Below are 24,651 nucleotides of genomic sequence, written 5' to 3' on the forward strand. Positions count from 1 at the left end.
TTGATTTCATGCTTGGTGCAGCCTTGCATAAGCCAGGGCATCAAGCGTTGCGGCTGGAGGCTGGGTTAAAATATTGGTATAATGTTGATGGTCACAAGAGGAAGGAGCGGGTGAGGCCAGGTGAGCAAAAAGCAGTTTGCAGTGATCGGGATGGGACGATTCGGCTCCAGTGTTGCCCGGTCGCTCTCGGAGATGGGATTTCAGGTGCTGGCGATTGATTCGGACGAGCATCGTATCCAGGATATTGTGAGCATCGTAACGTATGCCGTCACAGCCGATTCAACCGATGAGGAAGCGATGCGCTCGCTGGGCATTCGCAACTTTGATGTGGTTGTCGTCGCGATTGGACAGGACATTCAAGCAAGTATATTGACGACGCTGATCTTGAAGGATATGGGCGTAGCCCGGATCATCGTGAAGGCGCAAAATGAGCTGCATGGCAAGGTGCTCCATAAGATTGGCGCAGACAAAATCATCTATCCAGAGCGGGATATGGGGCTGCGGCTCGCGCATCATCTCATCTCGCCGAACATCCTTGATTTTATCGAGCTGTCGGAGGATCACAGTATTGCCGAGATTCTCGCGACCGAGGGGATGATTGGGAAGAGCTTGAAGGGACTCAACCTGCGGGCCAGGTTCGGCTGCAACGTCATGGCCATCAAGAAGGGCACCGCCATGAATATCTCGCCCAATGCCGATGATCTGATTCAACCGGAAGATATTCTGGTGGTCGTCGGGAAAAATAAAGATCTCAAGAGCCTGGAGCTGGCTTATTCGGAAGGCTGATCATAGATGAATACACCGATTACACGAATTACATCCGTACAAAATGCAAAGGTCAAGCAGTGGGCTGCGCTGCTGGAGAAGAAGCACCGTGATCGCAGCGCCCGGTATATCATTGAGGGCGTTCATCTGATTCAGGAGGCGGCGGCATCGGGTGCCGAGATCGAATGCATCGTATTCGATGAGGAGAGAGGCATCCCTGCCGAGCTGAGAGACGATGCGGTGTCGTCGGCTGCTGGCGAATGGGTGAGCGCTGTGCCGACCATCCTGGCCAAATGTACGGGCACCTCCACACCGCCGCCTGTATTTGCTGTCGTAGCCAAGCGGAGCTATTCGACCGAGACCTTATATGATTCGCAGGCGCTCGTCGTCGTGCTCGACGGGGTGAGCGATCCGGGAAATGTTGGCACGATCATTCGCAGCGCGGACGCGGTCGGTGCGAGTGCTGTGGTGCTGGGGGCAGGCTGCGCCGACCTCTACAATCCGAAGACGGTGCGCTCTACGATGGGCTCGCTGTATCATCTGCCTGTGCTTCATGCTGATCTGGGAGAGCTGTTGCCTGAGGGCAAGCGCCGCGGCATGCGGCTGCTGGGCACGAGTCTGCAGGCACAGCACTCCTGCTATGGCTGCGACTGGACAGGTCCAACCTGGCTCGTCATGGGCAATGAGTCGAAGGGACTGTCGCCCGAGGCTGAGCGTCTGGTGGACGAGACCGTGCGCATCCCGATGCGCGGCAAGGCCGAATCGCTCAATGTTGCTATGGCGACTACGGTGCTGCTGTATGAGGCGCTGCGGCAGAGGGAAGGTTGATCGACTCATCCATGATGGACTAGTTATTATAGGGAGGCGGCACATCGATGAAGCTGCTCAAGGGACAGAAGGTAGATATTACGAAGGGGCGACGATTATCGTCCATTCTGATATGCTTTGGCTGGCAGGTCGGTAAAGAGACGATGGACATTGATGCGGCGGCATTCATGCTGTCTGCAAGCAGACGATGTGAGCAGGATGAGCATTTTATCTTCTATGGCAATCCTGAGGAACGGGGCGGTTCCGTCCACCACACAGCGGATGCCGATCGCGGAGGGAAGGAGCAGATCGCAGTATGGCTGGATCGTGTAGACAGTCAGATTGAAGCGATTGCCTTCACGGTCACGATTCATGAAGCAGAGCAGTTGGGCTATACGATGCAAGATGTGTCCGGCCTATATGTGAGTATCCGAGATGGGCAGACCAGAGCCGAGCTGTACCGCTATGAATACGGAGCCGAGTTGACCAAGGAAACGGCTGTCGTGGCAGGGGAATTGTACAGGCACAACGGAGAATGGAAATTCAACGCGATCGGGAGCGGTTACTACGGTGGACTGGAAGCATTATGCAGAAGCTTCGGACTGGAGGTCGAAGAGAGCAGCAGTCAAGAGCCTGCAGCAGCAGCAGCGGTGGAGACTCCTGTTCCCCTGAAGGAAGAGGCTCCGCCTCAGACGCCGATTGATCTGCGCAAGCGACTGGTGCAGATTACACTAGAAAAGAAGCAACTGAGCGGCGTGGTCGCACGGGTAGGTCTCGTCCTGGACATCTCAGGCTCAATGATACAGCTATACAGGAAGGGAACCGTCCAACAGGTTGTGGAACGCATTCTGGCGGTTGCCTGCAAGTTTGATGATAATGCGACACTGGATGTCTGGGTCTATGATTCGGAGTTCAGCCGCTTGCCTTCGGTAACGGAGCATGACTTCCCAGGCTATGTGAACAGAGAGGTGCTGGATAACCCGGCGATCTCCAAGTTCAGGAGCAATAACGAGCCGCTCGTTATGGAGGATGTGCTTCGCAAATATATCGATGAGGAACCTGGGGATACCCCGGTCTTCATTATTTTTATTAATGACGGTGGAGTGGACAAGAGAATTCGGAAGGTCATAGCCAATTCGGCGGTCCAGCCTGTATTCTGGCAGTTTGTTGGAATCGGAACCTCTAATTTTAAAGTATTGAAGGAATTAGATACGATGAAGGGGCGGATCGTAGACAACGCAGGCTTCTTCCAGTTGCACGATATAGAGAACGTATCGGATGAGCAACTGTACGATCAGTTATTGAATGAATTCCCTAAGTGGATTACGGCTGCGACAGCGAAGGGCATTATTAAGAACGCCCGCTAGTCCACTTTTTTGACACGATTCAACCTTGGCCCCTAATAGGTTTACTCCTAATATCGGTCAAGGTTTATTGATGTTTTTCTATGACAAAAGTCATAATTAGCTATAACTTTGCTTTTACATACTTACTTTTATACTATTTTGTATACGAAATTTCACAAAATCATGCATGTATTTTTATATCAACTATGATATATTAGGACTTGTAACTCATATGATGGTTTTATGTGACAACTGAATAGGGCAAACCTATCGAAAGGTAGTGACGCAAAGCTACAGGGGCTACAGCGGGAACGCTATGCCAGCCAGTTGCCGAACTTAAGAATGCTTCATTTTCTTAAAATGTAACTCTACTTTCGGCAAGTAGAGTTATTTTTTTGCTTTCATTCTTCTACTCTCATACACACTCAAAAGGAGCAATGAAAATGAACCAGTTGGAAGCAAAGGCATGGAACCGGACGAAATGGACAAATGAGCTTGACTTGCTGGGGGAGCCTTCGATTTTGAGGCTATATTCGGCTGCATCACAGGATAAGCAATGGAAGCATGAGTCCATAGACTCATGGCTCATGGAGGATAAAGCGCAGCTTCACGAGGCTTGTGAATGGGGAGGGGTAAATAATGAATCGCTCTTATGTGGTGCCTGGAGCGCACTGCTGAGCAGATACTTGCGAATGGAGCAGACGGCTTTTGCAGTCATTCGTTCGGCAGAACATACGGTTCCATTTATTATACATACAGATGCTAATGCGCCGATACATACCCATATGCTGCAGGCTCATGCTGAGCTTGCAGACAGGGAGCGTTCGGCTCTATCCCTGAAGGAGACCACAGAGCTATGTGGCCTGGGAGGGGAGATGCCTAGCTTGAATACGGGACTGCTGCTGGGAAAGGGCGTGCCTGCGGAAGAGCTGAAGCATCGATACGATCTGATTATTCAATATGATGATGGGAAGCTGGAAGTGCTATATGCGCCAGCCTTTTTTGCACAGCCATTTATCCACCGCCTGGCAGGGCATCTGCGCCATGTGATCATGGCGTGGCTGCATACGCCACAGCTTCCGCTTGGACATGTGGAGCTACTGACGGCGGAGGAGTGTGAGCTGCTTGCCAGTTGGAACTCGACGGATATGGCGTATCCGTCCGATACGACCGTACATGCACTCTTCGAGGAGCAGGTGGCGCGTGCGCCGCATCTTACGGCAGCAGTATGCCGGGGAGAACGGCTAACCTACCAGGAGCTGAATGAGCGGGCGGAATGCCTGGCATGGCAACTGCGGCGCAGAGGAGCCGAGCCGGGACAGATCGTCGGAATTATGGCCTCGCCTTCACTGGAGATGCTGACGGGCGTACTGGCGATCTTGAAGACGGGGGCGGCGTATCTTCCGATTGATCCGGCGTATCCTGCCGATCGTATCGCTTACATGCTGCAGGATAGCGGTACACGGCTGTGTGTCATCGAGCCTGGAATGCCGAGGGACGGCTTGTCCGGGTTCGATGGGGAGATTCTATGCGCGGCCGAGGCTGTGCAGGCAGGGGCAGCCACTCAGGGGACGGTCACTTGGGAGAACGAAGCTCGGCAGGGTGCGGATGATCTGCTGGACAGGCAGGCACAGCCGGATGATCTTGCCTATGTGATCTATACCTCAGGTTCAACAGGCAGGCCGAAGGGGGTCATGGTTGAGCATCGTTCGCTCATCAATCTCTGTACCTGGCATCAGAGAGAATTTGAAGTAAGCGACCAGGATCGCGCGATCAAGTATGCGGGCTTTGGCTTTGATGCTTCGGTATGGGAGATCTTCCCTTATCTGCTCGTTGGCGCTGCGATTCACCTCCTGCCGGAGGAGCTGCGGCTGGATGCCGGGGAGCTCCAGCGATATTGTGTGGAGCAGGACATTACGATCGGATTTTTGCCTACACAGTTCTGTGAGCAATTCATGGAGCGTGAGCTGCCATCTCTAAGGGTGCTGTTGACTGGAGGAGACAAGCTCAAGACGTTCCGCAAGCAGACCTACACACTGTACAATTGCTATGGCCCGACGGAGAATACGGTGGTCACGACCGCGTACCCGGTCACGGCGCTGTCCTCGAATATTCCGATCGGCTATCCGGTTCACAACTCGCGGCTCCATATTGTGGATGCCTTCGGGCAGTTGCAGCCGATTGGCATTCCAGGCGAGCTGTGCATCTCTGGCGATGGGCTTGCGCGAGGTTATCTGAATCAGCCGGAGATGACGGCGGAGAAGTTCGCTCCTAGCCCGCTTGCCGCAGGCGGCAGAATGTACCGTACAGGCGACCTGGCTCGGTGGACAGAGCAAGGGACAGTGGAATTTCTCGGTCGCATCGACCATCAGGTGAAGATTCGCGGCTTCCGCATCGAGATCGGCGAGATCGAGCACCGGCTGCTCCAGCATGAGGCTGTCTTGGAGACGATCGTAATCGATCGTGAGGATGCCTTGGGCGCGAAGTATCTATGCGGCTACTATGTAGCGGATAGAGAGCTGGCGGCCAGCGAGCTGGCGGCCTTCGCGGCGGAGCAGCTCCCGAATTATATGATTCCGGCCAAGCTGCTTCAATTAGAGGCGCTGCCGCTCACAGCCAACGGCAAGGTAGACAGGCGGGCGCTGCCGCTTCCATCTCCAGCAGGAGAACGGGAGCTGGAGACGAAGGAGGAGCCGCAGGGTGAGCTGGAGGTCATGGTGGCTACTCGCTGGCAGGAGGTGCTCGGCGCCGGGGGGATCGGAGCCTGCGAGTCCTTCTTCGAGCTCGGAGGAGACTCCTTGAAGGCGGCGATGCTGCAGACGAAGCTGGAGCGCAGCCTCGCCATGCGCGTGCCGGTGTCCATGCTGTATGAGCGCATCACGGTGAGGGAGCAGGCGGAATGGCTGTGCGCGGAGCTGCTTCGCCAGCAGGCTGTATCGGGAGGAGCCCAAGTGGAGGCGACCACGGCAATGATGGAGCCGATCGCCAGAGCGCCGGTCAGCGAGGTCTATCCGGTAGCTCCCGCTCAGCGCAGGCTGTACTTCATCGAGCAGATGGAGCAGGTCGGTACGGCGTATAATGCGCCATTCGTGTTCCGTATCGATGGCGAGGTAAGCCATGAGAGGCTGGAGCAGTCGCTGCGTGCTCTGATTGCCAGGCATGACGCGCTGCGGACCTCCCTGCACTGGGAGCGGGATGAGATTGTTCAGCGAGTGCATACGGATGTGCCATTCGAGCTGCTACAGATGGATGTTTCCGAGCAGGAGCTGGATGCCAGCCTTCGCGCGTGCATACAGCCGTTCGATCTGTCTTCAGCGCCGTTGTTGCGGGCGTGGCTCTTCCGGCTCTCGCCTGAGCGAAGGGTGCTGCTGATTGACGTTCACCATATCATTGTCGACGGCATCTCGGCGAATCTGCTCTTTGAGGAGCTGTCCAGCCTGTACAACGGAGAGAGTCTGCCGGAGCTTCGAATTGGATTCTCAGATTATGCGGTATGGTGCAACCGCGAGGAGCGCCAGCCATATAGGCCGAATGCCGCCGAATATTGGGCGCGGACGCTGTCTGGAGAGCTGCCGATTCTACAGCTTCCTTCGTCCAAGGAGCGCCCGGCGAAGCTGAGCTATGATGGAGATACGATCTCCCTGCAATTGCCTAAGGATACGGTAATGCAGCTTAAGCGGTTCGCCGCTGAGCGGGGAGCGACGCTGTACATGGTCTTGTTCGCCGCTTATCAGACGCTGTTGTTCCGCTATACGAATCAGGAGGACATTATCACCGGTGTTCCTGTCGCAGGACGCATGCATGAGGATGCCCTGAGGCTGGTGGGCATGCTGGTCAATACGCTGCCGGTTCGCTGCTATCCCGAGCGTGGCAAGACGTTCGCAGGATTCCTGAACGAGGTGAGATCGGCGCTGCTGGATACCTTCGAGCATCAGGATTATGAGCTGGAGGAGCTGGTTCGCTCGCTGAATGCCAAGCGTGATCCGAGCCGCAATCTGCTGTTCGATACACTGTTCGTCATGCAGAATACAGGGCAGCTAGAGCTCAAGCTTGCGGGAGCTAAGACAGCGGTTCATCGCTATGTTCATCCTATCGCCAAGTATGATCTGCTGGTGGATGTGAACGAGGAGGCAGATGGTCTGCGAATTGACCTGCAATATAGCACTGCGCTGTTTGATCGTGAGGAGATGGAGGCGCTTGGCGACCGCTATGTGCGGCTGCTAGCTGATGCCATCATCCACCCGGACAGACTGCTGAGCGAGCTGGCACTGCTGAGTGCAGAGGACACCCACCAGATCGTGTGTGGACTGAATGCGACCGCAGCGGCCTATCCGCAGGAGTTGACCATTCACCAATTGTTCGAGCGGCAGGCGGAACGGACACCGGATAAGACCGCCCTTGTATTCGGCTGCAGATCGCTGACCTACAGGCAACTGAATGAGCGGGCCAATCAACTGGCGCATACGCTGCGGCGTAGAGGAGTCGGTCGGGACGAGATCGTCGGCCTGATGGTCGAGCGCTCGCTGGAGATGGTTGTAGGGCTGCTGGCAATATTGAAGGCGGGCGGAGCTTACGTACCGATTGATCCCGAATATCCACAGGAGCGGGTGGCCTATATGCTGGAGAACAGCCGCACGCGGCTGCTGCTCACCCAGGAGGCACTCGCAGGTAAGCTGTCCTTCGGCGGCGAGATCCTGTTGATTGATCAGGAAGAAGCATATAGCAAGCAGAACGCCAATCTGCTGCATGTGAACGAGCCGCATGATTTGCTATATGTCATCTATACCTCGGGTACGACTGGCAAGCCTAAGGGCGTCATGATCGAGCATCGCAATATCGTCAATCTGCTCTTCTATGTGTATCAGGACACCAATGTCGATTACAGCGGTCATGTGCTGCAATTCACGACGATCAGCTTCGATGTCTGCTCGCAGGAGATCTGGTCGACACTGGCGGCAGGCGGCACACTGCATCTGATCACGAACGAGCTGCGGATGAATGTGGGCGAGCTGCTGACGGTCATCGAGGAGCGGCAGATTGAGATATTGTTCATGCCAGTATCCTTCCTCAAGTTCATACTGAATGAGAAGGCGTATGCCGATCGGTTCCCGTCGTCGGTCAAGCATGTCATTACGGCCGGGGAGCAGTTAATCGTGCCGGAGAAATTCCGTGAGCATCTGCGGCTACGCGGTGTCTATCTGCATAATCACTACGGCCCTTCGGAGACGCATGTTGTGACGGCGTATACGATCGATCCTGCAGGCGATATTCCCGAGCTGCCGCCGATCGGCAGGCCGATCGCCAATACACAGATCTATATTGTGAATGAGAGGATGCAGCCGCAGCCCGTTATGGCCGCTGGAGAGCTGTACATTGCAGGCCATAATGTCGGGAGAGGGTACTATAATAATGAAGAAATGACCGCGGAGCGCTACGTGACCAATCCGTTCGTATCCGGCGGCATCATGTACAAGACCGGTGATCTGGCGCGCTGGACGAATGAGGGGACGATTGAATTTCTGGGTCGGCTGGATCATCAGGTCAAAATACGCGGCTTCCGCATCGAGCTGGGCGAGGTGGAGAACTGTCTGCTGAATCATCCCTCCGTCACAGAGACGATCGTTATTGCCAAGGATGATGGCAAGGGAGGCAAATATTTGTGCGCATATGTTGTTGCGTCAGGCGAGCTGCCAGTATCCGAGCTGCGGGCACATGTCGGCACATCGCTGCCAGATTACATGATTCCGTCTCACTTCGTACAACTGCCCAAGATGCCTCTGACGCCCAACGGCAAGACAGATCGCAAGGCGCTGCCGGAGCCTGCTGCGTCGCATGCGCGCAGTGAAGTGCTCATCCCGCCATCTACAGAGACGGAGCACGCCATTGCTCAGGTGTGGTGCGAGGTGCTGCAACTGTCGGAGGTCGGCATACATGATAATTTCTTCGAGCTGGGAGGCCATTCGCTCAAGGCGATCTCGGTTGCGGGCAGATTGCAGCAGCAGTATGAGATTCGCATGAATGATCTGTTTGAGTATCAGACGATTGCTGAGCTGGCTGCCAGACTGCAGCCGAAGTCCGGGCATATGCAGGCGGTGCTGGAGCAGGTCAAGCAGTCCCAAGAGAGGCTCAAGCATGCCAACCATGCGCAGGAGCGGGCGGCGTATGAACAGGCAGGCAAGCGCTATGAGGGACTCGATGGCACGCGGACGATGGGCTATGGCGATGTACTGTTGACAGGGGCAACGGGCTATCTGGGCATCCATCTGCTGTATGAGGCGATGGAGACCAAGACATGGACTGTGCATGCGATTGTTCGAGGCTCCTCAGAGGAGCAGGCAACTGCAAGACTGAGAAGCAAGTGCGCATTCTACTTTGGAGAGGGCTGGTTCGAGCGGCATAAGAGCCGAATCCATGTCTATGCTGGAGATATAACACAGGAACGGCTCGGGCTGACTTCGGCGCAGTATGCCGTGCTGCAGCAGGAGGCGGATGCCATCCTGCATGCGGCTGCCAATGTGAAGCACTATGGCAATTATGCCGAGTTTGAGCTGCAAAATGTGACAGCGACCGCCAGGCTGCTCGAATTCGCTCTCGCCGGCAAGCGCAAGGATATGCATCATATGTCCACGCTTGGGGTGGCTACGGGGGTCGTCCCTGGGCGGAGCCAGGTGTGCTATAGCGAGGATGATCTGGATATAGGCCAGCAGTTCGAGAATTATTATGCCAAGACGAAGTTTGAAGCGGAACGATTGGTCGTCGCGGCTAGAGAGCGCGGGCTCCGCGCCAGCATCTATCGACTGGGCAATATTGTGTTCCAGTCAGAGACTGGCCGATTCCAGGAAAATATCGGGGACAATGCCTTCTACACACTGATCAAGTCGTTTCTGGAGCTGGGCAAGGCACCTATGGACGGACTGGAGATTGATTTCACCTATGTGGATGCACTGAGCAAGGCGGTGCTCATGCTGGCGGACTGTCAGGAGCTGGTGAATGAGACGTTCCATCTCGCTAACCCGAATGTGGCAAGCATCGGTCAGGTCATAGCTGCTAATCCGCTAGGCAAGAAGGTAGCGCTGCTGTCCTTCGATGCCTTCATCGATGAGCTGGCTGTGAGCAATGAGGATGCGGGGGATACGGCTGCTGTCGAAAATATTATGCTCCATTACGGCTGGATGGAAGAGACCGCATTCGCAACGCAATTCGAGATTTTCTCCTCCCGGACGGATTATATTCTGGGAAGAATAGGATTCCATTGGCCACTGCTGAGTCAACAGGAGATTGATAAAATGTTCAATTATTGCAAAAAAGTGCATTTTATATCATCCTAATCTACACAATTCGACAAATTCATTCAAAATAAGACAAAAGTTTCTTTACAAATCGGCATTTATTGTATATCCTTTTGTCGAAGACATCTATAACAAATTGCGGAGGCGAAAATAATGTACGAACTTATTTATGATGCTGCACTTAATCGAGTCACAGTTAAAGTCACCGAAATTACGAAGGAAAATGTCCAATCGTACATCAACGATTTCACCAAGCTGATGGAGACGGTAAAGCCGGGCTTCACTGGACTGACAGATCTTAGCCAAGGCAAGCTGTTCACGCCAGATGTAGCGTCCGATCTAGGGCCGCTGGGCGAGCTTTCTGTTCAGAAGGGGCTGACCAAGTGGGCGTATTACACCGGTTCTGCCGTATCCAAGCTGCAAATGAAACGGATGTTTGGAGATGTGGTCGTATCCTTTGAAAAACTGGAAGATGCGGAAGCGTACCTGAGAAGCTAGGGCGTTAACGAAGCGCCCGTTGTAATCGTGCAGCGGGCGGCTTTTTCTTTGTCAGCAAGGGATGGCCGAAGAGGCTCAGGATGTTTCGGCTGCTCTTGGAATCCACTAGGAAGGTGAACGGAGATACTCCTATGAGAGACAATAACGGGAACAACCATACTTCATATCGATTCATTGTCTTGCAAGGCGCGGGAATGCTTGCGGGCGTCGTTATCGCCGTCAATCTTCTCTGCTGGCTGCTGAATATACCCGCTGTTGCTGCCCTTGTCATCCATGTTGCCGTGATCGCTCCGTCCGCCTACTATATTGCCCAATGGTTAATGAAGCAGGCTGTTCGTTCCGGTGTCGTAACGGGAGGAGCGAATGCAACGGCGCAAGAGCAAGCAGAGGTTGCAGGGACAGCTTCAATTACTGTCACAGGCGATGCTGAAGGCCGTGCCGAACTGGCTGAGCAGACGCAAGAGCATTTCACCTTGCTTGCCGGCGCTGTGCAGCAGGTCAGAGCCAATACGGAGATGGCATTCTACGTCTCAGATATGATTCGCGAGACGACAATTGAGGTCGCCTCAGAGAATGATCAGCAGGCCTCCATGATTGAGTTGAGCTCCAGCATGATCGTCGAGATCGCCAATGCGATTCATCATATCGCGGAGAGCGCAGATGAAGTGGCGACGGCTGCCAACGAGACCTCAGTGAAGACGACCACTGGACAGCAGGCGATACAGACAGCAATGGGGCAAATGGATGCGATTCATTCCACTGTCGCTTCGCTGGTGGGTCGAATGAATAAGCTGCGGGAAAGCTCGCATGAGATTGGATCTTTCATTACTATTATTCGAGAAATTGCAGATCAGACGCATCTGCTTGCGCTTAATGCCGCTATAGAGGCTGCACGAGTCGGTGAACAGGGTCGTGGCTTCTCAGTGATCGCCAGTGAGGTTCGGAAGCTGGCAGAGCAATCTGCACAATCGGCCAAGCAGGTAGCGAAAGTAATCGCATTTATTCAGGAGGAAACAGAGCAGACGGTTGCTTCTACAGAACAAGTTGCCCAAGTAGTAGAGGGGGGATATAAGGCGGTTAATGAAGCGGGAGATTCCTTCTCCTTCATCCAGATTTCTATTGGAGAGGTTGCGGGTCAAGTGCAGGAGGTATCGTCGGCGGTGGAAGAGATTGCAGCCAGCTCCGAGCAACTGACCGATACGATTCGCCGTACCGAGAAGATTGCCAAGAAAACGACCTCCGAGATGAAAAATGTAACGCAGGCTGTAGAGGAGCACCATGTGACGCTGGAGCAAATCAACCTGTCGGCGGAGCATATGAACCGTATATCCGATGAGCTGCGTGCGCTGCTGGAGCAGTATCGCGCGGGGAACAACAGCGAGCAGTAAACTGCATAAAGGACAGGCGCGGGCGAGGCCACTGAAACACTCCAACGTTTTCAGTAGCCTCGCGTCAGGCCTGTCCTTTTGTTGATGCCTATCCACACAAAGCGGCGCCAGACCTCGCCCAGAGACAAGGGCGCTGCATCAACGTGAGAAACATACAGGCGGCAGCCTATCTGTTCTTACGCAGCCGTGCGTTCTCGTTCTGCTCCCAATGGCGCAACAGCGGGTAGGGATCAAATGCCCATTCTATCAACCCGCGATCGCGGTAAATGCCATAATGCAGATGCGGCGGGAATTTGCCCTGGGTTCCTGGCTTGCCATATCCGGAGCTGCCAACCCAGCCAATCACTTGGCCCGGCTCGACGATATTGCCGACTGCCAACCCTTTCTCAAAGCCGGACAGGTGGGCATAATAATGGTAGATGTTATCGATGTCGCGAATACCGACTCGCCAGCCGCCATAACGGTTCCAGCCTTTCATCTCCACTACACCATAGGAGGTGCTGCGAACAGGAACGCCGTAGTTGGCAAAGATGTCTGTTCCTTCATGAATTCTGCGCCCGCCCCAGCCTCGCTTGTAGCCCCAGGTGCTACGATAGGAATAGTCGCTGCTGATCGGCAGCGGAAAAGCATGATCGAAGAGCTCCAGTCGTCCATAACGCTCATACAAACTAGCGAACTGCTGTATCCGCTGAACGGCCCGGCTATTGTGGTAGTAATCCCATAGTGCGAGTGCAAAGCTCTGGTCGCTTGGTCCATACTTCTCATAATGTCCCGCCACGGCCTGTAATACATCCTGCTCGCTAGTACGGCTGGCGAGTCCGTCGCCATCGCCATCGACCCCGACACCATTAAAGTATCGGATCGATACAGGCATGCTATCCTCCGGGTCGGGGTTGAGCGGGCCTGCCCACTGTTCATGGGGGATAAAGATGGCTAGACGATCGCTGGTGGCCATTCGTTTCTTGGGCAAAGCCTTGTTGAGCGTGCGCTCGTATTGGTCGATGGCTGCAAGCCGGAACCACGGAATGCCCGTGATCGCGCTCCAACTGTCGAGCAGCTCCCTTCGCTGCTTCAGCAGCTCCTTGGCGGACAGCTTGCCAGATGGTTCGGCTGTTGCCTGTACGCTTCTCACTGCCGAGGCTTGACCTGCTGCAGAAGCCAGGGGAGCAGCTCCGCTACACAGCAGCGCACAGCTAAGCAACACGGCTGTACGCTGTAGCCACTGCCGTGCAGGAGTGATCCTGGCCATGGGGGAAGTTGCAGGTAGAGCAGGCAGTGCAGGTCGTGCAGGCCGCTTGTTTGGCAGCCATTGCCTGAATAGAACGAGCCATTCGGATAGTTTCAGTCGGGTTCACCTCCTTGCTGTTAGTTATCATTTGCAACTCATTGGATTTTATCCGATTCATGTTATAATGGGGAGAGAAATTTAAAACTCGGGCGCTGCATGCGCTTGCTCAGGAAGCAGGTATGCCTTTCATGAAGACGAAACAAAGAGAGCCGCTGGCCAAGCCTGACTGGCTTCGTATAAAGCTTACGACCGACGGAAACTATGCTGAATTGAAAGAAATGATGCGCTCCAAGACGCTCCATAGCGTCTGTGAGGAAGCGCGTTGCCCGAATATCTATGAGTGCTGGGCGAACAGAACGGCTACTTTTATGATTCTTGGTGATACATGTACTCGCGCCTGTCGGTTCTGCGCAGTCAAGACGGGCATGCCTACAGAGCTGGATCTGCAGGAGCCGGAGCGTGTGGCGGAAGCTGCTGAGCAGATGGGATTGCGCCATTGTGTAGTGACATCGGTAGCTCGGGACGATCTGAAGGATGGAGGCGCGTCGATCTTCGTAGGGACGATTCATGCGATTCGCAAGCGCTTGCCGCTGTGCAGTGTAGAAGTGCTGATTCCTGATTTTCTTGGCAATTGGGACGCGTTGCAGGCGGTGATGGATGCTAAGCCGGATATTCTCAATCACAATATCGAGACGGTTGCCCGTCTCTCTGATCGGGTGAGGGCGAAGGCCAAATATGCGCGTTCACTGGAGCTGCTTCGCCGGGCGAAGGAGATGCAGCCGAATATTCCGACGAAATCCAGCATCATGCTAGGGCTTGGCGAGGAGTGGGATGAGATATTGCAGGCGATGGACGACCTGCGCGCTGTCGATTGCAATATTTTGACGCTTGGTCAATATTTGCAGCCTACGCAAAGCCATATTGCCATTGAGCGCTATGTGCACCCGGATGAGTTCGCCAAGCTGAAGCAGGAGGGACTGGCTCGTGGCTTCAGTCACGTCGAGTCTGCTCCATTGGTACGCAGCTCCTACCATGCGCATGAGCAGGTTCAGTCTGCGTCCCAGGCTCAGACCGCAACCTAATAACGAAGGAGGGGAAGCTTTGATTCAAGTTAGCGGCAGATCATATGAATTGTTATATGAGCACAAGAACGCTTGGAATGCCGAAGCTTTCCGCAACCGATACAGTGACGTGCTGGAACGATATGACTATATTATCGGGGACTGGGGCTATAATCAGCTTCGGCTGAAGGGTTTTTTCAAGGATGGGCATCCTAAGGCGGGCAAGGATTCCAGTTATTCATCCATCGTGGATTATATTAATGAATATTGCAATTTTGGCTGTGCCTACTTCATGCTGCAGAAGCTGCCATCTCCCAAGAAGCAGCCTGGCGACGGTGCCGGCGGAGATCATTCCCGAGACGAACTGCAGGATGAGGCGCATGAGACGCAGCTCGGCGATGAGGATGGCGTGGCGGAATCCTTGCCTGCGCGGCAGGATCACGCCAGGGAGGCTCGCGGCGCGGCAGAGCCTAATGAGTCCCTGCAAGCTGACGATGCGGCGGCTTCCGAAGCCGGGAAGGAATCACCTCAGTTGGAGCACAGCATAGCCGAGCGTGTGCTGACTAAGGAGATGCCTGAGCGTGCGGAGCAGCATGACACTGATTCGTCTGATGTAGCTCAAGCTTCGCCTGGGCAAGATCAGTCTGATGGGCAAGAGGAAGCGCACGATGTCGCTGCGGCTGTACACGCCGGAGGAACTGAGCGCGAGGAAGCACAATCCGTAGCTATTAAAGGAATCGATCGCGAATTGAACCAGAGCGGACGCCCTGGCCGTAACCTCCGCGACCCTTCTCACGGCGGAGCAGACAGGAAGCCAGATCAGGCTTCGGCCGCCGATAAAGCGGAGCCCGTGAATGACCATACGGCGCAGCATGGCGGGCACAAGGACGCGGGCAGAGAACAAGGACAACGGAACAGGAGCAGGATGAGAGATACTGCTGCTGATTCCGTGTCAGGCGGCGGAAGGAGCAGTGGCTCTTATGGCGCCCGAGGTAGAGATGGGGGGCAGCCGTCTGCGAAGCAAGCGGACAAGCATGCCGCATCCCAGCACAAGAGCTTGAATAAGGAAGCTCGTGGAGTCGAAGGGCGAGAGCGAGGAAAGTCCGCCCCTCATACCGCTGCAAGAGAAGTATCCGGTGAGCCAAGCGCCGGGGCGACTGCCAGGCAGACTGCTCATGAGGCTGGAGCTGTCAAGCCTTCCGGTCGCGAGCCATCTGCCACGGAGAGCGGCAGACGCGAGGCGACCCAGGATAGGGGGCAGCACAGAGTGTCCCAGCCGGGCAAGAATACCTCATCTGACAAGGATTCAACCGCTAGTGCGCGCGGCTTTGGCAGAGATAAGCAGCGGCCTGCCGGCTTCTCCAAGGGAAAGGACAGGGGGCAGGCTCGTGATGTCCAGCGTGACCGCGGTGACAGCGAAGGTCGGCCCAAGCCTAAGGATATGAAGCAGCAGCCATCGACATCCCGTGAAGCTGTAAAAACCGGCGATACCCCTCAATAGGGGTCGCCGGTTTTTTTATTCTATAAATTTGGCTCAAACCAGAAAACAGTGCTTGACTTGGGCCGAGATGAGACGCTACGGGACAGAGGGTTCATCCGATCGCTGTTAAAGCCCCTCCAGAATCTCTCCGCCCCTCCGCTAAGCTCTGTTTTCTGTCAAGCACTGATTATTAGGTTGAGCCATAAATTTATAAGTGTTCTACCTCATATGTTCTTCTAATCTGAATGTAAGCGAAACGAGACTTGCTCCCCAATGGCGGCAGCAACCATCTACGCTTGTGGGCGCTTGCGTGCTGCCGTTAATGTGCTGCTATCGTTGCTGGGGCGAACGAGTGTGTGTCTAACGGTTGTTAATATTTTCGGGATACAGATCATGGTTCATGAGCCGATGCTCGGCCATCGCCTCAAATCGGGTTCCCGGTTGACCCCAATTGCAATACGGATCGATCGAGATGCCGCCGCGCGGTGTGAATTTCCCCCAGATCTCGATGTATCGCGGATTCATTAAGGCAATCAGATCGTTCATTATGGTATTGATGCAATCCTCATGAAAGTCGCCGTGATTGCGAAAGCTGAACAGGTACAGCTTGAGCGATTTGCTCTCGACCATCAGCCGATCTGGAATATAGGAGATATAGATGGCGGCAAAATCAGGCTGCCCCGTCATCGGACACAGGCTGGTGAACTCTGGACAATTGAACTTGACCATATAATCCCGATTCGGATGCTTATTCTCGAATGTCTCCAGTAATTCAGGCGAATAGGTGCTTGGATACACCGTCCCCTGATTTCCGAGCAGGCTAATGCCCTCCAGCTCTTGCTTTGTTCTTCCTTGGGTCATGTATGTTTCCTTCCTTTCCTTTCCTTACCACATGTCTATCGATATGAGATATACACATCCGCGCAACCCGCCGCGAAGGCTAGACGCCGCGTTTGTTGCCCCATAGCCAGGTATGAAGCTGCGGCAGCACACTGACTTGGCGCAACTGCGGGGTGCTCATAATTCGTTCAACCCATTGTTCGTAACGAGCTAACTGGCGCAGCAGCAGCTTGCCGTTATCCGCTTCGCTCAGATCGTCATTGCCGGCTTGTACATAGAACGGCAACGACGGGTAGCGCTGATGCACCTGGATGGCATAGTCCAGGTCGGCCTCATCGAATAGAACCACTTTAAGACTCACATCCGGGTGAGAGCTAGAGACAAGTCGTCCGATCAGGTCGTCAAGCACGCCCCAATCGGTCTGCATCCCCGAACTGGGTGGCTTCGGCGAGATCGTCAATTGGTCGATCTGCAGAAACCACTCCTGCCAGCGGCTGCCCTGTGTCTCGAGCGCAACCTCTATCTGATGGCGATGCAGCGCGTCAACCAGCTCGCCCAGATGCTTCAGTAGCGCCGGATTGCCGCCGGAGAGCGTCACATGTCCACAGCCGCGGGCATCCAGCAGCAGCAGCCGTTCCATAATGTCCAGGGTGCTGAGCCACTCGATCTCCTCCTTGCCCGTACCGTCCCAGGTGAAGGCGGAATCGCACCAGCTACAGCTATAGTCGCAGCCGGCGGTGCGCACGAACATCGTCTTGCGGCCGATAACCCGTCCTTCGCCCTGAATCGTAGGCCCGAAGATTTCCATCACCGGAAAGCGTGCAGTCATAGCGCCACCTCGCGCTTGGGACGATAGATCACGTAGCTGGTGGGTGTCTCCCGCAAATACACCTGAACACACACGGGCTGATGCGGCAGCGTGTCCAGATGCGCCTGAACCAGCTCGGCGATGACCCGAGCCAGCATCTCTGAGCTAGGGAACGGCCCCGCTGGCTCATCACTGAAGCGTTCATCTTCATTAAGCAGCGTATGATCGAAGCGGTCATGGATGAGACGCTTGATCACTGCAAAGTTAACCAGAAAGCCGAGCGCGTCCAGTTGGTCGCCGGCAATCGTAATATTAGCGAAGTAGGTATGGCCATGCAGTTGGCGGCACTTCCCCGCCTTATCGCTCGGGATATAGTGAGCTGCTGCAAACTGCACATCCTTGTTCAGCTCATAGCAATAGGGATGAGAGACGGAAGGATAAAGCTGCTGGATCATTGCGCTCCCCCTCCTGACTTGCCAAGCATGTAGCGCTGCAGCCCTTGATTGCGCAGCTTGCAGGCAGGGCATTCTCCGCAGCCATCTCCGATGATGCCGTTATAGCAGGTTAGGGTATGCTCACGGATGTAATCGAGCGCACCCAGCTCATCGGCCAGCCCCCATGTCGCCGCTTTGTCCAGCCACATGAGCGGTGTCTCGATGACGAAGAAATAGTCCATCGATAGATTGAGCGTGACGTTCAGCGATTTGATGAAGACGTCCCTGCAATCCGGATAGCCGCTAAAGTCGGTCTCACAGACGCCTGTAATAATGTGATGAGCCCCGCGCTGCTTGGCCAGCACAGCGGCAAAGGACAGGAACAGCAGATTGCGTCCATCGACAAAGGTTGTGGGCAGGCTGCCCTCTGTGGCTTCAATCGCAATATCCTCTCGTGTCAGCGCATTAGGAGCGAGCTGGTTCAGCAGAGACAAGTCCAGCACATGGTGGACGATTCCGTAATGGCTGGCGATCTCCGCTGCGCATTCCAGCTCCTGCTTGTGGCGCTGCCCGTAGTTGAAGGTGACCGCCTCGACCTCTCGATAGCGCTGTATTGCCCATAAGAGGCAGGTCGTGCTGTCTTGTCCGCCGCTAAACACAACGATTGCTTTTTCATCCCGCTTGTTCACTTGCTTCGATTCTCCTTTGTACAGAAAAAAACGGCATCCCAAGGACACCGTCTCTCCTTAGTTTTTTATAGAGGGTAGCTAAAAAACCTCTCCCGCGAGCTCGGGGTACATCTGCAACAGATGCCCGGAGCCGTCAGCGGATTTCCTATGATGCGCCCCAATGAATGGAGGCGTTAGTAGCCAATAACAGGTACTATAACATAATCCAACCTGTTTGTGTACTGGTAATTCTTATCGGCATCTTAATTGATTAGCGTTCTCCCTCTGTCAGGTCATACCCGAGGAAGGCCTCTCTCACCCGATTCCAGAATGGGAACGGACGGTATCTGGCGAAGCAGATCTGGCTGCTGGAGACGCTGCAGCGAATCGCCTGGATGTCATCGCGCTGAATGTTCAGATGGTCAATGTTCAGCACCAGTCGCTGCTCCTTGCGCGAGATAATGTCACAATGATGATGCTGAGGAAGAATGACCGAAGAGCCGAGCGTCCGGTATACCCGATTGTTAATCGAAGCAATCTCTGCAATCTGCAGCGACGGGATGGAGGGATGAATGATCGCGCCGCCGACACTCTTGTTATAGGCTGTACTGCCAGTCGGTGTCGAGATGACAATTCCGTCTCCCCGGAACATCTCGAACATCTCATCATTAACATTAATCTGCGCCACCAGCGTCCCATCGACTCCCTTGAGCGTGAACTCGTTCAGCGCCAGGTAGCTGATTGATCCATCCGAGGTCTCGACCTCAATCTGGGCGAGCGGGTAGAGAATACGCTTGGGCGAGGCGGTAGCCATCAGCTCGACCAATTCGTCCAATTCATTGGCTTGCCAGTCGGCATAGAAGCCGAGATGACCCGTATGCACACCGATGAAGGCGACCTCCTGAATTCGGTGCAAGAAGGTATGAAAGGCATGCAGCAACGTCCCGTCTCCACCGATGGAGATGACCATCTCCGGTGATTCGGAATCATGTACGAAGCCCTTGTCCGCCGCCAATTGGTGAAACCGCCCTGCAAGCTGCTCGGAAAGCTTGTCGCCACGGTCTAATAAAGCATATTTCAAGTCGAATAGACTCCTTCCGTTACTTCATGTATATCTATGATGATAGCTGAAAATGGCATGGAATACAATGTTACATCCAAGGAATGTTACATGGAAGGTCCCATCCAGCCCCATAGTGCATAGACGAGCAGCGTGGCAATAAAGCCATGGATGAAGCGAGCGAGCAGGAACGGCTTGTAGCGCATCCCTGTCCGGCTGAGCAGGCTGACCACCTGCGCATGAACGGACAGTCCTCCCCACGATAGCACCCACGCTGCAATTGCGGTCTGATGCATCAGCAGGGCAGAGCCAGAGGCGGCTGTCTTCACTCCGAGCGTCACCTCGAATAATCCGTTGATGACAGCAGGACTGAGCGCCTCTGGCAAGCCGATCAGCGCGAATACGGTCTGCACTAGCGAGGCCAGGATGGGAATAGCTCCAGCGCTCGTCATCCCCTCCATCATCACCGAGAAGAAGACGACCAGCCCGCCGACAACCATCATTAGCCGCAGCGCGGCTGCAATTGCATCGCTCAGCAACTGCCCAAGCGGGCGGCCGTCCGCCAGCCGGGCGCGGTGCATGGCGGTAAGCGCCGCGGTTAGGCGTGGCTGGCCGGAGGCGGTGGAGGCTGGAGACGGTGCCTGCTCACTCCGGCCATGGAAGCGCATCAGCAGGCCGATCAGGATAGAGCCGCCATAGTGCGCGGATGCGAGCACAGGAACGAGCGCCGCGTTATGGAAGAACCCGACTGCAACAGCGCCAATGAGGAAGATCGGATCGGAGCTCGTCGTGAGTGCCACGAGCCGTTCTCCTTCGACGCGGCCGATCAGCTTTTGCTCATAGAGCTGGGCGGTCAGTCTGGCGCCGATCGGATAGCCGGCGACGAAGCCCATCGTCATCACGAAGCCGCCGCTGCCGGGAATGCGGAACAAAGGACGCATCAACGGATCAAGCAGCGTACCGAAGAAATGGACGATGCCGAAGCCGAGCAGCAGCTCGGAGATGACGAAGAACGGGAAGAGTGCAGGGAATAGCACCTCCCACCAGATCGAGATGCCGCGTATGGCTGCGGTTAGTGAAGCTTGCGGGAACGAGGCCAGCAGCAATGTCAAGGCCAGCGCCCCGGCAGAGACGAGAGTAACCGGATGTAGCATGTAACGGAGCATCGCTTGCCCTCCTGATCTGTGGGAGTGAGAGTGGACATGTACTTCATCTATATGAACGCTGCGGGACAAATATCTCCATTTTATCCGCTTTATCCCCGATGGAGAAGTACGCTGAAGCAAGAGTACAGCTTTACCCGCCCAGTAGCTCAGGCAAGCCTTGGCAGGGAGGAGGAATGAGGGCAAGGCATTGTGCATAAAATTTTAGAAAACGCTTGCAAAATCGGATGTGTTTTTACAGTGTATATGCTACAATAGAACTATACCGAGTGTAGGAGTGATGATAATGAGCCTAATCGCTGGCATACTCGTTTGCTTGTTTGTATATGTAATCCGGCAGTCCCTCATGGAATCGGAAGAAGACTGGGGAAGCTACTGAACATAGATGCTGTATTGTGGTAATGAGGGATGCTGTGCCTGCACGAGTGCGGGTACAGCATCTTTTTTTGATCGTGAGAAGGGTCCAGTGCGGCGGCTCATATTAGGCCAGGTATATAGTCGATCTGCTTGCTAAAGGATTGGAATTGGAAGATAATTGAGGGGTGACGGCTGCCAAGGCAGCGCGCAGCCCCGCAGGTGCGGTAGCTATAGTATCAATACCTAATAGACAGGATGGAGGAAACGCGATGTTTGGTAAATTGAATGATTTGGCTGGAAAATTGGGCGTGGACTTGAACCATATTAAGCTGGATGAGGTTTTAACGGATGCTTTTATCAAAAACAATACGACCTTGAACACCGTAAAGGAATTCATCGAGAAGAGTGGGTTCGATGTTAGCAGCATTGTAGATTTTGACAAATTGCCGCTAGATAAGCTCGACAGCTTCGTGCGTTCCATCAGTCAGTTCGGCTCGTGGAAGGAGCTGCTCGTTAAGGCCGCAGGCAGCAAGCTTGGCGGATTCCTGAACTCCTAAACGGAATGCTGGAGGGGATGCCTTGCATCTGTCTGCGGCAGTCATGTAACGCGCAACTAGAGCGTGCAACGAACAAGCATAGGGAAATAGAACCAGGGTGTGTCTTCAAACTCCCCGTTCAAGGGCATCTCTCCCTGCCTTTTCGCCTCATGCTGCGTTGCTTTTTCTTGACGTACCCCCGGTACGCCTGCGAAAAAGCGCCTTGCCTGGAACGAAAATTCGGCCAGATCTGTTCCGTTCAGAGTTTTCAGACACGCCCTAGTGTTATCGAACTTCCGTTCTGGCAAGGCATGCTCTCTCAGGCGTACCTGGAGGTACGTCAAGAGGAACGCCACGCAGCACAGGGCGAAGAGGCGGTAAACGGTTCCCCTTGAACGGTTGGAGGACATGCCTGGACGAAGGTCAATCGTTCCGTATCGGAATGGTCAACCTAAGCTTAATATCTGTCTGCCTTACCAGAAAAAACGTCCCGCCAACACGTTATCCTTCAGCAGCTTCAGTGTCTCCTGATCCTGTGCCAGCTCTTGCTCCATGCGGGCAAGCACCTCTTCCTTCTTCACATACTCCTCCGACATTGCAATATCTGCCTGTTCATTCGAAGCATCCAGGCGCAGGATACGCAGCGCACCCGCTTGCGCCTGCCATGGCGTCCAGGTCATTCCGTTCACACTGCCGGGATGGCCCGTATAGAGGAAGCCTTGCAGATAAGCCTGAATCGCCTGTACCAGCTCGGCCCGCCCTCGAGCATTCGCCTCACTGAAGTACCCTTTCGGGAAATAAGCCGCAATTCCGATGCTTTGCCCCGTCACAAATGCCATATCTGCGCCATGCGTTGCGCCCAGCAGCTTCTGCAGGTCAGCGGAGATGACCCCGTCCTGCTCTCCCCATGCGAAGCGATAGGCATAGACTGGCGGCTGGTCGTTCACCGCAGTTAGCCGTTCCGCCGCCCGCTCCACATTGAAGCTGCTGTAGAGCTGGCTTCCATAATAGACAGCCGCCGCGTATTGGGCAGACTTCCTCTCGTCCTTCAGAAGCGAGCCGTCATTAATGGCAGACGAGAAGGCTGGGTCGCCGAAGGCAAAGGCGGAGAACTCTGTCTGCGTGCTGCCGAGAATCATCGGTACCTTCGCATATTGGCCAGAGGAGATTACATCGAAGCCCTTCTCCGGGATGACGGTGCCGTCCCGGAATAGATGCGGGAACGGTGCCATGCGTATCGCCGTGCTGCCGAATTCCGTGACCAGCTTGTCTGCTGGCAGGCTTCTCATGTAGGCCGATAGCTGAGCTGCTGTCTGGCTGTCCAGCCATGCGCGTGCTGCTGCTTCATCGGCACCGTGACCGTCTGCCATAGCAAGCTTGACCAGTGCGGCAGACGCCTTGGCATCGCCTTCGGCTGTTGAGGCTGTCGTCATACCGCCGCTCAGCACGAATGCCCGATGGAACAGTCCCTCGCCAAGCGGGGAGATGACGGCAGCCATCACATCACGTCCGCCCGCAGATTGCCCGGACAGTGTCACGTTATGTGGATCGCCCCCAAGTGCGGCAATATTGTCCTGCACCCAGCGCAAGGACTGGAAGATGTCGAGCAGGCCAAAGTTGCCGGAGTCACGCACCGCATCGCCAGACTGCAGCGCAGGGTGGTGCAGGAAGCCCATCGCGCCCAGCCGGTACTCGATCGAGATGACGATGCTGTTCGTAGCTGCTGCCAGCACATCCCCTGGGAATTCTTTGCTGGAGCCGGTCATATTGCCGCCGCCATGCACGAACAACAGCACAGGCAGCTTGGAGCTGTCCGTTGCCGGACGCCAGATGTTCAGATTCAGGCAGTCCTCGCTGCCGACGGTCTTGCCGCCGGATAGCTGCAAGCAGACAGGCGCGTAATCGGTCGCCTGCTTCACACCCTCCCAGCGCTGAGGCTCCTGAGGGACTTGCCAGCGCAGCTCGCCAATCGGCGGCTCGGCATATGGAACACCCAGCCAATGCAGCGTGCCCGTCTTCTCATCTGCTGCGCCCTCTAGGACACCGTACTTAGTCGTAATGCGTGTGCTCGCCTCATAGGCAGGGGCCTGCGCAGCAGCTTGCCAGCTCGCTTGCAGCGTGCGCTGCTCATACTTGAGCTGAACCTGCATCGCTTGGGCGGTCGCCTCTGCTAGCTGCAGATTAGTCAAGCTTCCCTTCCTCTGCAGCGCCGTCATGCCCTTGTCAGCGGCATAGGCCAACACATCATCCGCCTCGTAGTCTGTTCCTGCTTCATACCCGAGCGCCTTCAGCAGCACAGAGGCATATTCGGCCGCGGTCACCTGACGCTGTGGCTCGAACCGATCATCCTCAGCCATCCAGCCGAGATGCGGGTGCGCCTTCAGATAATTCACGACCGGCGCGAGATATTTGCCAGCCTCCGCAGCATCAGTGAAGGCTGCTGCACCGTCATACGCCAGCGCCTCCGCCTCGACACCCTTCAGCCGGACGAACAGCATCGCAGCTTGTGCTCTTGTCGCTTCCTTGCTCCAGTAACGGCTGGATATCCCCTGGCCGTCCCCCTTGATCAGCCCTGCTGCGACCAACTGCTGCACGGAATCCGTGGCTGCCGCTCGTTCGGCGCCAGAAGCCGCGATGCCGCCCAAGAGCGGGGCGGCCGCGATCGCCAGCCCGATTACACCTGTTAACACACGCTTCACTGTTGACTTCATCTTCTTGTCTCCCCCGTCTGAAAGAATCAGGATGGCTCTCTCTGTCCCTATGATAGCTGCTTCCGCTCACAGCCACTACGACTATTCCGACATTCGGGATGTGGTATTCCGACATATCATGAGGCAGCCTGGAGTACTGGAAAGTAAGCAAA

The 24,651-nt window shown here is 55.1% G+C and carries 17 protein-coding genes, 1 pseudogene and 1 riboswitch; of the genes and pseudogenes, 10 read left to right on the forward strand and 8 right to left on the reverse strand.

The genetic code is table 11. The features are described from left to right. Nucleotides 1-120 precede the first annotated feature (120 nt). The 7 genes and pseudogenes from ACY1JZ_RS14070 (at nucleotide 121) to ACY1JZ_RS14100 (ending at nucleotide 12,093) form a co-directional block, all read left to right on the forward strand. Nucleotides 121-786 (forward strand): potassium channel family protein, encoded by a 666-nt coding sequence (locus tag ACY1JZ_RS14070; RefSeq protein ID WP_270169184.1) that lies wholly within the window; start codon nucleotides 121-123, stop codon nucleotides 784-786. 6 nt (nucleotides 787-792) lie between these two features. Beyond that, complete coding sequence (locus ACY1JZ_RS14075; protein WP_462629710.1) at nucleotides 793-1,593, forward strand: TrmH family RNA methyltransferase; 801 nt, start codon at nucleotides 793-795, stop codon at nucleotides 1,591-1,593. A gap of 47 nt (nucleotides 1,594-1,640) precedes the next feature. Then, a pseudogene (locus ACY1JZ_RS14080) lies at nucleotides 1,641-2,159 on the forward strand (TerD family protein); the annotation flags it as partial. 81 nt (nucleotides 2,160-2,240) lie between these two features. Next, nucleotides 2,241-2,939 (forward strand): vWA domain-containing protein, encoded by a 699-nt coding sequence (locus ACY1JZ_RS14085; protein WP_462629973.1) that lies wholly within the window; start codon nucleotides 2,241-2,243, stop codon nucleotides 2,937-2,939. A 229-nt stretch (nucleotides 2,940-3,168) separates the two neighbouring features. Then, nucleotides 3,169-3,253: riboswitch (cyclic di-GMP riboswitch) on the forward strand. Nucleotides 3,254-3,361: 108 nt separating this feature from the next. Beyond that, a complete protein-coding gene (locus ACY1JZ_RS14090; RefSeq protein ID WP_462629712.1) occupies nucleotides 3,362-10,246 on the forward strand; it encodes a non-ribosomal peptide synthetase in 6,885 nt (2,294 codons plus the stop codon). A gap of 114 nt (nucleotides 10,247-10,360) precedes the next feature. Next, on the forward strand, nucleotides 10,361-10,705 hold the full coding sequence (locus tag ACY1JZ_RS14095) for a hypothetical protein (protein WP_270169192.1): 345 nt from the start codon (nucleotides 10,361-10,363) through the stop codon (nucleotides 10,703-10,705). A 131-nt stretch (nucleotides 10,706-10,836) separates the two neighbouring features. Then, nucleotides 10,837-12,093, forward strand: a complete 1,257-nt coding sequence (locus tag ACY1JZ_RS14100; RefSeq protein ID WP_462629713.1) for a methyl-accepting chemotaxis protein — start codon at nucleotides 10,837-10,839, stop codon at nucleotides 12,091-12,093. Nucleotides 12,094-12,259: 166 nt separating this feature from the next. Here the strand turns inward: ACY1JZ_RS14100 and ACY1JZ_RS14105 are convergent, their stop codons facing one another. Continuing rightward, a complete protein-coding gene (locus ACY1JZ_RS14105) occupies nucleotides 12,260-13,342 on the reverse strand; it encodes a M23 family metallopeptidase (RefSeq protein ID WP_462629714.1) in 1,083 nt (360 codons plus the stop codon). A 227-nt stretch (nucleotides 13,343-13,569) separates the two neighbouring features. Here ACY1JZ_RS14105 and lipA point away from each other — a divergent pair, with 227 nt between their 5' ends. Together lipA and ACY1JZ_RS14115 are read left to right on the forward strand one after the other, a co-directional pair. Further along, nucleotides 13,570-14,463, forward strand: a complete 894-nt coding sequence (gene lipA / locus ACY1JZ_RS14110) for a lipoyl synthase (RefSeq protein ID WP_270169195.1) — start codon at nucleotides 13,570-13,572, stop codon at nucleotides 14,461-14,463. 19 nt (nucleotides 14,464-14,482) lie between these two features. Beyond that, a complete protein-coding gene (locus ACY1JZ_RS14115) occupies nucleotides 14,483-15,943 on the forward strand; it encodes a YutD family protein (RefSeq protein WP_462629715.1) in 1,461 nt (486 codons plus the stop codon). Between the two features lie 339 nt (nucleotides 15,944-16,282). On the opposite strand, the gene queF is transcribed toward ACY1JZ_RS14115, so the two are convergent. The 6 genes from queF to spoVV all read right to left on the reverse strand — a co-directional run bounded on the left by queF (nucleotide 16,283) and on the right by spoVV (nucleotide 20,898). Beyond that, nucleotides 16,283-16,783 carry a preQ(1) synthase gene (queF, locus tag ACY1JZ_RS14120; RefSeq protein WP_462629716.1) on the reverse strand — a complete coding sequence of 167 codons (501 nt, stop codon included), beginning with the start codon at nucleotides 16,781-16,783 and terminating at the stop codon, nucleotides 16,283-16,285. Between the two features lie 79 nt (nucleotides 16,784-16,862). Beyond that, nucleotides 16,863-17,591, reverse strand: a complete 729-nt coding sequence (gene queE, locus ACY1JZ_RS14125; protein ID WP_462629717.1) for a 7-carboxy-7-deazaguanine synthase QueE — start codon at nucleotides 17,589-17,591, stop codon at nucleotides 16,863-16,865. Continuing rightward, nucleotides 17,588-18,025, reverse strand: a complete 438-nt coding sequence (locus tag ACY1JZ_RS14130) for a 6-pyruvoyl trahydropterin synthase family protein (RefSeq protein WP_270169200.1) — start codon at nucleotides 18,023-18,025, stop codon at nucleotides 17,588-17,590. Before ACY1JZ_RS14130 ends, queE begins: the two co-directional genes overlap by 4 nt. Beyond that, nucleotides 18,022-18,693 carry a 7-cyano-7-deazaguanine synthase QueC gene (gene queC, locus ACY1JZ_RS14135; protein WP_462629974.1) on the reverse strand — a complete coding sequence of 224 codons (672 nt, stop codon included), beginning with the start codon at nucleotides 18,691-18,693 and terminating at the stop codon, nucleotides 18,022-18,024. Before queC ends, ACY1JZ_RS14130 begins: the two co-directional genes overlap by 4 nt. Nucleotides 18,694-18,943: 250 nt before the next feature. Further along, entirely contained in the window at nucleotides 18,944-19,753 is an 810-nt protein-coding gene (locus ACY1JZ_RS14140; protein WP_462629718.1) for an NAD kinase, read from the reverse strand. An 86-nt stretch (nucleotides 19,754-19,839) separates the two neighbouring features. After that, nucleotides 19,840-20,898 carry a dipicolinic acid transporter SpoVV gene (spoVV, locus tag ACY1JZ_RS14145; protein ID WP_462629719.1) on the reverse strand — a complete coding sequence of 353 codons (1,059 nt, stop codon included), beginning with the start codon at nucleotides 20,896-20,898 and terminating at the stop codon, nucleotides 19,840-19,842. Between the two features lie 623 nt (nucleotides 20,899-21,521). On the opposite strand from spoVV, the gene ACY1JZ_RS14150 reads away from it, so the two are divergent. After that, nucleotides 21,522-21,809, forward strand: a complete 288-nt coding sequence (locus ACY1JZ_RS14150) for a hypothetical protein (protein ID WP_462629721.1) — start codon at nucleotides 21,522-21,524, stop codon at nucleotides 21,807-21,809. Nucleotides 21,810-22,261: 452 nt separating this feature from the next. Here the strand turns inward: ACY1JZ_RS14150 and ACY1JZ_RS14155 are convergent, their stop codons facing one another. After that, nucleotides 22,262-24,499, reverse strand: a complete 2,238-nt coding sequence (locus tag ACY1JZ_RS14155) for a carboxylesterase/lipase family protein (RefSeq protein WP_462629722.1) — start codon at nucleotides 24,497-24,499, stop codon at nucleotides 22,262-22,264. Between the last annotated feature and the right edge of the window lie 152 nt (nucleotides 24,500-24,651).

Source organism: Paenibacillus sp. J5 (genome assembly GCF_054955055.1).